The sequence below is a fragment of the Stenotrophomonas sp. 3diitr2024 genome (genome assembly GCF_042136455.1).
Lineage (GTDB): Bacteria > Pseudomonadota > Gammaproteobacteria > Xanthomonadales > Xanthomonadaceae > Stenotrophomonas > Stenotrophomonas sepilia.
This window is the reverse complement of sequence record NZ_JBHHMJ010000553.1, coordinates 1-12,418: the sequence shown is the minus strand read 5'-3', so window position 1 is coordinate 12,418 and position 12,418 is coordinate 1. Positions and strand designations below refer to the sequence as shown.

10 protein-coding genes and 2 pseudogenes are annotated in these 12,418 nt (G+C 67.3%); 1 reads left to right on the top strand and 11 read right to left on the bottom strand.

The genetic code is table 11. The annotated features are described in order from the left end of the window. Nucleotides 1-125: 125 nt before the first annotated feature. On the bottom strand, nucleotides 126-1,082 hold the full coding sequence (locus ABGA94_RS14155) for a M23 family metallopeptidase (RefSeq protein WP_053498833.1): 957 nt from the start codon (nucleotides 1,080-1,082) through the stop codon (nucleotides 126-128). A gap of 12 nt (nucleotides 1,083-1,094) precedes the next feature. Between ABGA94_RS14155 and ABGA94_RS14150 the strand changes: the two genes are divergently transcribed. After that, nucleotides 1,095-1,544, top strand: coding sequence for a DUF721 domain-containing protein (locus tag ABGA94_RS14150; protein WP_049413132.1), 450 nt, complete (start codon nucleotides 1,095-1,097; stop codon nucleotides 1,542-1,544). Between the two features lie 281 nt (nucleotides 1,545-1,825). Here ABGA94_RS14150 and lpxC read toward each other — a convergent pair whose 3' ends face one another. From lpxC to ABGA94_RS14100, 10 genes and pseudogenes are all read right to left on the bottom strand, one after another. Continuing rightward, on the bottom strand, nucleotides 1,826-2,737 hold the full coding sequence (gene lpxC / locus ABGA94_RS14145; RefSeq protein ID WP_005415298.1) for a UDP-3-O-acyl-N-acetylglucosamine deacetylase: 912 nt from the start codon (nucleotides 2,735-2,737) through the stop codon (nucleotides 1,826-1,828). Between the two features lie 205 nt (nucleotides 2,738-2,942). After that, nucleotides 2,943-4,178, bottom strand: a complete 1,236-nt coding sequence (gene ftsZ, locus ABGA94_RS14140; RefSeq protein ID WP_005415297.1) for a cell division protein FtsZ — start codon at nucleotides 4,176-4,178, stop codon at nucleotides 2,943-2,945. Nucleotides 4,179-4,347: 169 nt separating this feature from the next. Continuing rightward, nucleotides 4,348-5,583 (bottom strand): cell division protein FtsA, encoded by a 1,236-nt coding sequence (gene ftsA, locus ABGA94_RS14135; RefSeq protein ID WP_005408083.1) that lies wholly within the window; start codon nucleotides 5,581-5,583, stop codon nucleotides 4,348-4,350. 68 nt (nucleotides 5,584-5,651) lie between these two features. Next, nucleotides 5,652-6,329, bottom strand: a pseudogene (locus ABGA94_RS14130) (cell division protein FtsQ/DivIB); the annotation flags it as partial. Continuing rightward, on the bottom strand, nucleotides 6,326-7,288 hold the full coding sequence (locus tag ABGA94_RS14125) for a D-alanine--D-alanine ligase (protein ID WP_005415295.1): 963 nt from the start codon (nucleotides 7,286-7,288) through the stop codon (nucleotides 6,326-6,328). The gene ABGA94_RS14125 and the pseudogene ABGA94_RS14130, both read right to left, overlap by 4 nt. Further along, entirely contained in the window at nucleotides 7,285-8,721 is a 1,437-nt protein-coding gene (gene murC, locus ABGA94_RS14120; RefSeq protein WP_005415294.1) for a UDP-N-acetylmuramate--L-alanine ligase, read from the bottom strand. Before murC ends, ABGA94_RS14125 begins: the two co-directional genes overlap by 4 nt. 40 nt (nucleotides 8,722-8,761) lie before the next feature. Continuing rightward, nucleotides 8,762-9,850 carry an undecaprenyldiphospho-muramoylpentapeptide beta-N-acetylglucosaminyltransferase gene (gene murG / locus ABGA94_RS14115; RefSeq protein WP_111128375.1) on the bottom strand — a complete coding sequence of 363 codons (1,089 nt, stop codon included), beginning with the start codon at nucleotides 9,848-9,850 and terminating at the stop codon, nucleotides 8,762-8,764. Then, the gene (ftsW, locus tag ABGA94_RS14110; protein WP_005415292.1) at nucleotides 9,847-11,166 is read right to left on the bottom strand and encodes a putative lipid II flippase FtsW; all 1,320 of its coding nucleotides are present in this window, start codon (nucleotides 11,164-11,166) and stop codon (nucleotides 9,847-9,849) included. The genes murG and ftsW overlap by 4 nt, the downstream gene beginning before the upstream one ends. Nucleotide 11,167: 1 nt before the next feature. Further along, nucleotides 11,168-12,253, bottom strand: coding sequence for a phospho-N-acetylmuramoyl-pentapeptide-transferase (gene mraY, locus ABGA94_RS14105; protein ID WP_005415291.1), 1,086 nt, complete (start codon nucleotides 12,251-12,253; stop codon nucleotides 11,168-11,170). Beyond that, a pseudogene (locus ABGA94_RS14100) lies at nucleotides 12,243-12,418 on the bottom strand (UDP-N-acetylmuramoylalanyl-D-glutamyl-2, 6-diaminopimelate--D-alanyl-D-alanine ligase); the annotation flags it as partial. The gene mraY and the pseudogene ABGA94_RS14100, both read right to left, overlap by 11 nt.

The following is a 12,418-nucleotide window of genomic DNA, read 5'->3' as shown; positions in this document are numbered from 1 at the left end:
GCCGCTGGCCGGCAATCCGCGATGCTGCCGAAATCCATGAGGTTGCCGGCCAGCGGCCGGCACTACCAGATCAACCACATCGGGTCAGAGCCCTTCCGCAGCGCGGAAGGGATCCGACCCGCGCATCAGCCGCGGCTGACGCGGCCGACCGGCGTGTTGCCGCCGTCGCCGAGGAACTTGCGCGGGTTGACCACGTTGCCGTTCTCCCACACCTCGAAGTGCACGTGGGCACCGGTCGAACGGCCGGTGGAACCGGCCTTGGCCACTTCCTGGCCGGCACGGACCAGGTCGCCGGCCTTCACCACCAGGCGCGAATTGTGCGCGTAGCGGGTGACATAGCCATTGCCATGGTCGACATCGACGACATTTCCGTAGCCGCCCTTCACGCCGGCGAAGCTGACCACGCCCTCGGCCACGGCCATCACCGGGTCACCGACCTTTGCGTGGAAGTCCATGCCCTTGTGGGTGGCGGCGCCGCGGCCGAACGGGTCGGCACGGGTGCCGAAGCCGGAGGTCACGTAGCTGTTGCGGATCGGCATGCGCGACGGCACGGCGTTCTGCTGCAGCTGGTGGTCGAACATCAGCGATTCCATCACCGACAGCTGGCGGCCTGAAGCAGCGAAGCGCTGCTCCAGCACCTGTAAGTCGGCGTTGACGTCCTTGACCGGGATGTCGCTGGTCGGGCCGCCTGCGTCACCGTCACCGAGGCCGGGGGTCTCGTTGAAGTCGAACTCGCCGTCCTCCAGCTTGCCCATCTGGGTCAGCCGTTCGCCGAGGGCGTTGAGGCGGGTCGCCTGGGCCTGCAGCTCGCCGAGGCGAGCCGCCAGCGCATTGACCTGGGTCTGCGCATCGCGCTTGACCTTGGCCAGCTCCGCATCCTGGCGCTCGACCTTGGCCTGCAGCCGGGAATCATTCAGCGCGCTGGCGCCAATGCCGCCAGCAAGGCCGATAATGCAGCCTACCCCGAGCACGCTGCCCAGCAGGGCGCGGGGGCGGTCCTCGAAATAGAACCGCAAACGCGTGATCGGCGACGATTTGGCCTGTCCTTCACGCGTTTTGATTACGATCTTTTTGAATGCCATCAGTGAGTTTTCATGTCTGAGCCGAAATCCAGCGTTCGCCCCGCGTCGGCACCGAAACCGGCGCTGGATGCGGTAATGGCGGACAAAAGCGGGAACCCGCTGCGGCGTGCCCTGTGGCTCGACGCGCTGGACCGTCAGTTGCGCCCCCAGTTGCCGCCACCTCTGCGCAGCCGTTGCCGGCTGGCCAATGTGGACGGGGAACACCTCGTTTTTCTCGTCGAGTCCCCGGTCTGGCATGCCAAGTTGCGGCTTGCCGAAGCCCAGCTGCTCGACGCGGCCCGTTCCATCGGGCTGAAGGCCACCAGGGTGACCATCAAGACTGCGTCTCCCACTCCCACGCGCTCCCCAGCGCTCGACAACCGGAATGGACCCCACGCAGTTTCAGCCGCCACGCACAAAGGGCTACGCGACGCCTTGGCTTGCCTGCAGGACGTTCCTTCGAAGCCGAAGAAGCGGTCCTGACGACAACGGAGCATCCGGCTCCGCTCCCCGTCGCGCGTGTCACCACGGCGTGAAACATTTCGGGGGCCGGGTCGCATCCTAGCGGCCATCCGGGGGCCTGTCGTTAGATTGTTGTTAAAACTGCGTTAAATTCAGGCTTCTGATCCAACAGGTTCACAAAACCGTGACCTTGAACCAGCCTTGACGTCTTTCAAGCACGCTGAATGCGTCGGCGACGGAGGAAACAAGAACGCCGCCCAGGAAGGCGGCGTTCTTATCTTTAAATTCAACAACCTATGGAATCAGGCGTACGCCGGAGTGGCGTATTCCACCGGATCCGGGGTGGCCGGCGAGTCGAAGCTGACCCATTCCCAGGCACTGGCATCGGCCATCAGGGCCCGCACCAGCTTGTTGTTGAGCGCGTGGCCGGACTTGAAGCCTTCGTAGGCACCCAACACCTGGCCACCGGCCAGATAGAGGTCGCCGATGGCGTCAAGGATCTTGTGGCGCACGAATTCGTCGGCGTAGCGCAAGCCGTCTTCGTTGAGCACGCGGAACTCGTCCAGCACGATGGCGTTGTCCATCGAACCGCCCAGACCCAGGTTGCGCTCGCGCATGTACTCCAGGTCGCGCATGAAACCAAAGGTGCGCGCGCGGGAGATTTCCTTGGTGTAGGCCAGCGTCGAGAACTCGATTTCCTGGCGCGACTGCTTGGCCGGAATCATCGGGTGGTTGAACTGGATGGTGAAACCCAGCTTGTAACCCTCGTACGGAGTGAAGCGGGCCACCTTGTCGCCCTCGGTCACTTCCACAGTCTTCAGCACGCGGATGAAGCGCTTGGGCGCATCCTGTTCCACGATGCCTGCCGACTGCAGCAGGAACACGAACGGGCCGGCCGAACCGTCCATGATCGGCAGCTCGGCCGAGGACAGCTCGACGATGATGTTGTCCACACCCAGGCCGGCCAGCGCCGACATCAGGTGTTCGACGGTCTGGATCTTGGCGTCGTTGCAGGTCAGGCCGGTGCACAGGGTCACTTCGGTGACCAGTTCGGCCTTGGCCGGCACTTCCACCACCGGGTCCAGGTCCACGCGGCGGAACACGATGCCATGGTTGACCGGTGCCGGGCGCAGGGTCATGTAGACCTTGTCACCACTATGCAGGCCAACGCCGGTGGCGCGGATCGTGTTCTTGAGGGTGCGTTGCTGGATCATGGGGATGGACCGGAAGTGACACATTAGATTAACACGCGCACTCCCCTACCCTGGCTGAAACGCCAGTGACAGCCACCGGCAGGACACACCGGCACGCCGCTGGGAAAGCGCGTGAAGCAGGGCGGCCGGGCCCATCCTGGCCCGGCGCCCGCATTTTCAGGACATGGTGGCGCAACCCGGGGAGGACAACCCCGGGCCGCCCCGCTTAGTCCGCCTGGCGGCGCAGGAAGGCCGGGATGTCCAGGTAGTCGTTCGGCAGTTCCGCCGCTGCCGGGGCCGAAGCCGCCGGGGCCGACGGGGCCGACGCCGCCGCGGTATCGCTGCTGGCGCGACGCAGGCCCAGGCCCATGCCGCCCACGGCCTTGGACACGGCGTCGCCGCCGTTGTCGAACTCGCCGAACTCCGGCTGGCCGGTGGTGGCGTTGCGGACCAGCTTGATCGGTGCACGCTCGCCCGGACGCTGGGTCTTGCTGGCCGAGACGCGGTTCAGGCCAGTGGCCACGACGGTCACGCGCACTTCGTCCTGCATGTCCGGGTCCAGCACGGTGCCGACCACGACGGTGGCGTCTTCCGAAGCGAAACCGTCGATGGTGCGGCCGATCTCGTCGAACTCGGCCATGGTGAAGTCGGCGCCGGCGGTGATGTTGACCAGGATGCCGTTGGCACCGGCCAGGTTCACATCGTCCAGCAGCGGGTTCTGGATCGCCGATTCGGCAGCGGCCTGGGCGCGGTCATCGCCCCGTGCGGTGCCGGTACCCATCATCGCCAGGCCCATTTCGGACATGACGGTGCGCACGTCGGCGAAGTCGACGTTGATCAGGCCCGGACGCACGATCAGGTCGGCGATGCCCTGCACGGCGCCCTGCAGCACGTCGTTGGCGGCGCGGAAGGCCTGGATCATGGTCGCGTTGCGACCCAGCACGGTGATCAGCTTCTCGTTCGGGATCGTGATCAGCGAGTCGCAGTGCTGGCTCAGTTCCTCGATGCCCTTCAGCGCCACCTGCATGCGGCGACGGCCTTCGAACGGGAACGGCTTGGTGACCACGGCCACGGTCAGGATGCCCATTTCCTTGGCCAGCTGCGCCACCACCGGCGCAGCGCCGGTGCCGGTGCCGCCGCCCATGCCGGCGGTGATGAACACCATGTCCGCGCCCTGCAGCGCGTCCATGATGCGCTCACGGTCTTCCAGCGCGGCCTGGCGGCCGACTTCCGGGTTCGCGCCTGCGCCCAGGCCCTTGGTCACGTTGGTACCCAGCTGCAGCTGCAGCTTGGCACCACAATTCTTGATGGCCTGCGAGTCGGTGTTGGCGGTGATGAACTCCACGCCGTCCACCGCCGAGTTGACCATGTGCGCCACGGCATTGCCGCCGCCGCCGCCCACGCCAACCACCTTGATCACCGCATTGGGTGCCATCTTTTCGATCAGTTCAAAATGCGCCATGTCCGTGTCCTCGTTGTATCCGCTTGTCGGTGGCATGGACGGTCGGGCCTCCTGCCTTCGCGTGTCATGTTGCCGTTGCGGCTGTGTGGGTTGTGTAGTGCGTTGTTGCGTTGTGATGCGGGTACTGCGGGTGTTGCGCCGGGCCGGGCCCGGAGTTACGGGTTCCGCGTCAGAACTCGCCGCGGAACCAGGTCTTGAGCTTCTTGAACATGCTTCCAGCGCGCCCGGTCGGCAGCGACGGTCGCCGCGGGTGCTCGATCTGGCTGCCCATCAGCAGCAGGCCCACGCCGGTGGCGTGCACCGGGTTGCCGACCACTTCGCCCAGGCCGGTGACGTGCTGCGGGATGCCCACGCGCACCGGCATCTGCAGCATTTCCTCGGCCAGTTCGACCACGCCTTCCATCTTCGATGCGCCCCCGGTCAGCACCATGCCGGCGCGCACCAGTTCCTCGAAGCCGGAGCGGCGCAGTTCGGCCTGCACCATCTCGAAGATCTCCTCGTAGCGACCCTGCACGGCCTGCGCCAGCGAATGGCGCGGCATGCGGCGCGGCGGGCGGTCGCCGACCGACGGCACCTGGATGCTCTCCTCGGCCGTGGCCAGCTGGGCCAGAGCGCAGGCATAGCGCACCTTGATCTGCTCGGCTTCCGGGGTCGGCGTGCGCAGCATGTGCGCGATATCGTTGGTCACGTGGTCGCCGGCGATCGGCAGCGAGGCGGTGTGGCAGATCGCGCCCTGCACGAACACCGCGATGTCGGTGGTACCGGCGCCCATGTCGACCAGCACCACGCCCAGCTCGCGCTCGTCGGCGGTCAGCACCGCCACGCTGGAGGCCAGCGAGGACAGCACCAGGTCGTCCACCTGCAGGCCGCAGCGCTGCACGCACTTGCTGATGTTGGCCGCCGCCGACTGCGCGCACACCACCAGGTGCGCATGTACCTCCAGGCGCACGCCGGTCATGCCGACCGGGTTGCGGATGCCCTCCTGCGAATCGTCCAGCACGTACTCGCGCGGAATCGCGTGCAGGATCTTCTGGTCGGCCGGGATCGCCACCGCCTTGGCTGCGTCGAGCACGCGATCCAGGTCGCCCCAGGTCACTTCACCGTCGCGGATCGGCACGATGCCCGGCGAGTTCTTGCACTGCACGTGGTTGCCGGAGATCGAGGCGTACACCGAACGGATCTCGCAGCCGGCCATCAGCTCGGCTTCTTCCACCGCACGCTGGATCGACTGCACGGTCGATTCGATGTCCACCACCACGCCACGCTTCAGCCCGCGCGATTCGTGCGAGCCGATGCCGATCACTTCGATCGGGTTGCCCGGCGAATACTCGCCCACCAGCGCCACCACCTTGGAGGTGCCGATGTCCAGGCCAACGATCAGCGATTTGTCACCCTTGCGATTCATGTCCTTTCCTGCGTGCTTCTGGCCGGGGTCGCCGGCGTTTTCGCCGGCGTGGCCGGGGTACCCCAGCTCAGCGTGAAACCATTGGTGTAACGGAGGTCGGCGCGCTCGATCGGCGCGTCCTGGCGGTTGAGCTGCGGCAGCACCTTGACGAAGCGCTGCATGCGCGAGCGCGCGTCGTCACGGCCGACCACCACTTCGGTGCCGTTGCTCAGTACCAGCGACCAGCTGCCGCGTGCATCCATCGTCACCCGGCGCACGTCGACGCCGGCCGGTGCGAACAAGGCACGCGAGTCGCTGTACAGCTTCATCACTTCCTGGGTCTGGCTGTCCGGGCCATCCAGCTCCGGCAGTTCCAGGTCGGACAGCTTCTTCGGCGTGGGGAACAGCTTGCCCTGCTCGGAGACCAGGCGGTCGTTGCCCCAGCGTGCGAACGGCTTGTGCTCGACCAGGGTCACTTCCAGCACGTCCGGCCACTGCTTGCGTACCTGCGCGCTTTCCACCCACGGCAGCTTTTCCAGCGCGTCCTGCGCATCCTGCAGCTTGACCGCGAAGAACCCGGCGCGCGCGTACGGCAGCAGCACCTGCTGCAGCTGCTCGGCCGGTACCCGCTTGAACTCGCCATGCACGCGCAGCTTCGCCAGCGGCCAGCGCTCGGCGCCGACCCAGCCATTGACCACGGCCACCACCGGCAGTGCAACCACCGACAGTGCCAACAGCCAGACGAAGATGCGCAGCAGCGCGTTCATGCGTGCGTGGCCTCCAGGGTCTGTTCCAGCACGCGCCACACCAGTTCCTCGAAACCGATGCCGGCCTGGCGGGCCGCCTTGGGTACCAGCGAATGGCTGGTCATGCCCGGCGCGGTGTTCACTTCCAGCAGGAAGAAACGGCCGCTGGCGCGGTCACGCATCACGTCCACGCGGCCCCAGCCACGGCAGCCGGCGGCGCGGAATGCGGCCAGCGCGATGCGGCGGATCTCGTCTTCGTCGCTACCGTCCAGGCCCGGGCACAGGTACTGGGTGTCCTCGGCGATGTACTTGGCGTTGTAGTCGTACCACTGGCCCTTGGGCACGATGCGGATCGACGGCAGGGCAACGTCGCCAAGGATGGCCACGGTCAGCTCATCGCCCACCACCATCTGTTCCATCAGCAACTGGCCGTCGTAGCGCGCGGCCAGGGCCACGGCCTCGTCCAGGCCAGCCTCGTCGGTGACCCGGCTGATGCCCACGCTGGAGCCTTCGTTGGCCGGCTTCACCACCACCGGCAGGCCCAGCTCTGCCGCCAGTGCATGCACCGTGGACGCGTCGACCTTCCGGTACTGCGGCGTTGGCAGGCCCAGCGACAGCCACACCTGCTTGGTGCGGATCTTGTCCATGCTCAGCGCCGAACCCAGCACGTCCGAGCCGGTGTACGGCACGCCGAAGGCGTCCATCAGGCCCTGCACGATGCCGTCCTCACCGCCACCGTTGTGGCCATGCAGGATGTTGAACACGCGGTCGATGCCACCGGCGGCGAGCGCGCTGGCCAGCGCCGGAATGCCATCGACGGCGAACGCATCGACGCCGCGCGACTGCAGGGCTTCGAGCACGTTGCGGCCCGAATCCAGCGACACCTCGCGTTCGCTGGAACTGCCGCCGAGCAGCACGGCGACGCGGCCGAACACGGCCGGGTCGGTCACGCGCAGCGGCGGGAAAGTCAGCGCGCTCACGCCTGGCCCTCCCCCTGGAAGCCTTCCACCGCGATATGGGCGGCCACGGCACCGATATCGCCGGCCCCCATCATCAGCAGCAGGTCACCGTCCTGCAGCACGTCCGGCAGCACGCTGGCCAGCTCGGCGGCCTTGCCCACCACCACCGGCTCGCTGCGGCCACGCGCGCGGATGGCGCGGGCCAGCGCATGCGAGTCGGCACCGGCAATGGGTTCCTCACCGGCCGGATAGACCTCGCTCAGCACCAGCGCGTCGACGCTGGACAGCACCGCGGCAAACTTGTCGAACTGGTCACGGGTGCGGCTGTAGCGGTGCGGCTGGAAGGCCACCACCAGTCGCTTGTCAGCCCAGCCGCCGCGGGCGGCGGCGAACACCGCCTCCAGCTCGCTCGGGTGATGGCCGTAGTCGTCGATGATGCGCACCTTGGCACCGCTGGCGGTGGTCACTTCGCCCAGGTCATTGAAGCGGCGGCCGACACCGGCGAAGCCTTCCAGCGCGCGCGCGATGGCGTCCGGTGCCACGCCCAGCTGCCAGCCCACCGCGGCGGCGGCCAGCGCGTTGAGTACGTTGTGCCTGCCCGGCAGCGCCAGCACCACTTCCTGGCTGGTGCCCTGCGGCAGGCGCAGGGTGAAGCGCATGCGCGATCCTTCCTGCACCACGTTCTCGGCGCGCACGTCGGCCTGCGGGCTCATGCCGTAGCTCATCACGTGGCGCGGGGTCCTGGCGGCCAGCGCGGCCACTTCCGGATCGTCGATGCACAGCACCGCCAGGCCGTAGAACGGCAGGCGCTGCAGGAATTCGGCGAACGCCGCCTGCACGCGGGCAAAGTCGTTGCCGTAGTTTTCCAGGTGGTCGGCGTCAATGTTCGTGATGATCGACATCAGCGGGTTCAGGCGCAGGAAGCTGCCATCGCTTTCGTCGGCCTCGGCCACCAGCCACTGCCCACCGCCCAGTTTGGCGTTGGCACCGGCAGCCAGCAGCTGGCCACCGATCACGAACGTCGGGTCCAGGCCACCTTCGCTCAGCACCGCTGCGGTCAGGCTGGTGGTGGTGGTCTTGCCATGGGTACCGGCCACGGCGATGCCGCGGCGGAAGCGCATCAGCTCGGCCAGCATCGCCGCGCGCGGCATGATCGGAATGCGCTGGCTTCGCGCTTCCATCAGTTCCGGGTTGTCTTCGCGGATGGCACTGGAGACCACCACGCAGTCGGTGCCCAGCACGTTGGCTGCCGAGTGGCCGCGCATGATGCGCGCTCCCAGGCTGGCCAGGCGGCGGGTTGCCACGTTGTCGGCGTTGTCCGAGCCGGACACTTCGTAGCCCAGCGTCAGCATCACTTCGGCGATGCCACTCATGCCGGTGCCACCGATGCCGACGAAATGCACGCGCGGGAACGCGCGCACCAGGTCGTTGGTGTCGTGCAGGCGACGGATCATGCGCGGCCTCGCGCAGGGCAGGCGCGGTGGCATGCCTTCTTCATACAGCTTCCTCGAGAATGATATCGGCGATGCGCTCGGCGGCATCGACCTTGGCCAGGGCACGCGCGGCTTGCGCCATCTGCATGCGGCGGGCGGGATTTTCGGACAGATCGCGCAGCAGTGCGGCAATGCCGTCGGCCAGCGTTCCGTCCTGCTTCAGCAACACCGCCGCGCCGCGCTCGACCAGGTACTCCGCATTGCGGGTCTGGTGATCGTCGACGGCAGCGGGGAATGGCACCAGCACGCTGCCGACGCCGGCCGCGCACAGCTCGGCCAGGGTCGACGCACCGGAGCGGCACACGACCAGATCGGCCCAGGCGAAGGCCTCGGCCATGTCGGCGATGAACGGGGTGATTTCCGCCTGCACGCCGGCCTTGGCATACGCCTCGACCGCCTCGGCATGCATCTTCTCGCCACTCTGGTGGCGCACCTGGACCGGCACGCCGGCACCCAGCGCGGCAATCGCCTGCGGCACGCCGGCATTGAGTGCGCGCGCACCCTGGCTGCCGCCCACCACCAGCACGCGCAGCGGGCCGTTGCGGTCGGCGAAGCGCTGTTCCGGCGGCGCAATGGCGGCGATCTCCGCACGCACAGGGTTGCCGACGAACTCCTCGCGCTGGGCGAAGGTACCCGGGAAGCCGGTCAGCAGCCGGCGCGCATAGCGCGACAGGATGCGGTTGGTCAGGCCCGGTGCACGGTTCTGCTCATGCACGATCAGCGGCATCCGGTGCAGGCGCGTAGCCATGCCACCCGGGCCGGAGGCGAAGCCACCGAAGGCCACCACCGCACGCGGCTGGCGCTTGCGGATGATCATGCCGGCCGCGCGCAGCGCGCGCATCAGCCGCCATGGCGCCGCCAGCAGCGCCAGCTTGCCCTTGCCGCGCAGGCCGGTGATCGCCAGCGTGTCGATGGCGATGTCGTGCTGCGGCACCAGGCGGGTTTCCATCGCGCCTTCGGCGCCCATCCAGGTGACCGGCACGCCACGCTCGCGCAGCACGCGGGCCACGGCCAGGCCGGGGAAGATGTGACCGCCGGTACCACCGGCCAGGATCATCACCGGGCGCACCTTCTCGTTGGCTGCACTCATGACAGCCTCCCGAAGGTCGGTTCGATGCGCGACTGCAGGCGGCTGGTGCCGCGCGCTGCGTTCGCCGCAGCGGCAGCCGTCGGCTCGGCGCTCGCCGGCACGCTGGCGGCCACCGGCGTGGCGGCGGCGTCCATCGGCTCGGCAGCCGTTTCTTCGGCGCCACCGATGCGCACGGCCTGGCGACGCTCGGCGCGCTTGAGCTCATAGGACACGCGCAGCAGCAGGCCCATCGCCACGCAGGTCATCAGCACCGACGAGCCGCCGGAGGAGATCAGCGGCAGAGTCAGGCCCTTGGTCGGCAGGATACCCAGGTTCACGCCGATCGAAACGAAGGTCTGCATGCTGATCCACAGGCCGATGCCGAAGGCGATGTAGCCGGAGAAGTGGCGCTTCATTTCCACGCAGCGCATGCCCAGCCAGAAGGTACGGCCGACCAGCAGCGCGTACAGCGCCACGATCACGCAGGTACCCAGGAAACCGAATTCCTCAGCGGTGACCGAGAAGATGAAGTCGGTATGCGCTTCCGGCAGGTAGTAGAGCTTCTGCACCGAATTGCCCAGGCCGACGCCGGTCCACTCGCCACGGCCCACCGCCATCAGCGCGTTGGACAGCTGGTAGCCGTCGCCCTGCTGGTCGGCCCACGGGTCCAGGAACGAGGTGATGCGGCGCATGCGGTACGGCTCGATGATCGCCAGCGCGCTCATGCCGACCAGGCCGATGACCACCGGCATCGACATGCGCGGCATGTTCACCCCGCCCAGCACCAGCATGCCGGCGGTGATCGCCAGCAGCAGGGTCGAAGAACCAAAGTCCGGCTGCAGCAGCAGCAGCACCACCAGCGCACCGGCCACGCCCAGCGGCTTGAGCATCGCCGGCCAGGTCGCATTGACCTCGTCGCGGAAGCGCACCAGGTAGCTGGACAGCCAGACGATGTACAGCACCTTCACCGCCTCGACCGTCTGGAACTTGGAGATGCCCAGGTTGATCCAGCGGCGTGCGCCGTTGACCGTGCTGCCCAGGCCCGGCGCGAACACCGCCAGCAGCAGCACGAAGCAGCCCAGCAGCAGCATCTGGTTGTACTGCTCGATGGACTTCAGCTCGGTGCGGGCGGCGATGACCGCCAGCACGATACCCACCGCCAGGAAGATCAGGTGGCGGTTGAGGTAGTAGAACGGGCTGCTCATCAAGGCGATCGAGCTGGACGCCACCATCACCACGCCCACGCCGGTGAGCGCGATGATCGCGCCCAGCAGCCACTTGTCGTAGCTGCCTTCGATGGCTTCAAGGCGTGTTGCCTGGCGGGACAGGTCGTTCATCTCAGCGCACCTTCAACGTGGCCAGGCCGATCAGCACGAGCACGACGGAGATGATCCAGAAGCGCACGATCACGCGCGGCTCCGGCCAGCCCTTCAGTTCGAAATGGTGGTGGATCGGCGCCATGCGGAACACGCGCTTGCCGGTCAGCTTGAACGAGGCGACCTGGATCATCACCGACAGGGTTTCGATGACGAACACGCCGCCCATGATCACCAGCACCAGTTCCTGGCGGGTGATCACCGCGATGGTGCCCAGCACCGCACCCAGCGCCAGCGCGCCGATGTCGCCCATGAAGACCATGGCCGGATAGGTGTTGAACCACAGGAAGCCCAGGCCGGCTCCGGCGATGGCCGCGCAGATGATGACCAGCTCGCCGGCGCCCGGGATCTGCGGGATCTGCAGGTAGTTGGCGAACACCACGTTGCCCGAGGCATAGGCGAACACGCCCAGCGCGCAGGCCACCAGCACGGTCGGCATGATTGCCAGGCCGTCCAGGCCGTCGGTCAGGTTCACCGCGTTGGAGAAGCCGACGATCCAGAAGTAGGCGATGGCCACGAAGCCGATGCCGGCCAGCGGCAGCGCGACCGACTTGAACATCGGGATGTAGAAGGTCAGCGCTGCCGGCACGTCGGCCGTGTAGAACAGGAACAGGCCCGCGGCCAGGCCGAAGATCGACTGCAGCAGGTACTTCCAGCGCGACTTCAGGCCGTTCGGGTCACGGCGGACGATCTTGATCCAATCGTCATACCAGCCGATGGCGCCGAAGCACAGCATCACCGCCAGCACCAGCCACACGTAGCGGTTGCGCAGGTCGGCCCACATCAGCACCGACAGGGTGATGGTGAGCAGGATCAGCGAACCGCCCATGGTCGGCGTGCCGGCCTTGGAGAAATGGGTCTGCGGGCCGTCCTGGCGGATCGGCTGGCCGCCCTTGAACTGGGCGAGCTTGCGGATCATCGCCGGGCCAAGCCACAGCGACAGGAACAGGGCCGTCAGCGCGGCAAGGATGGCGCGGAACGTCTGGTAGTTGAACAGCCCGAACAGGCTCTCCAACTGCTGCAACCATCGAGCCAGTTCATACAACATGCGGGGATTCCTCTCCTTGCGCCAGCAGCGCTTTGACAATCGTGTCCATGGCGCTGCCACGGGAACCCTTGACCAGGCAGCGCACGCCGGCGTGCAGCTCGTCCTTCAGCGCCTGCGACAGCGCGTCGTGGGTGGCGAAATGACGGCCGCCGTCGCCGAAGGCGG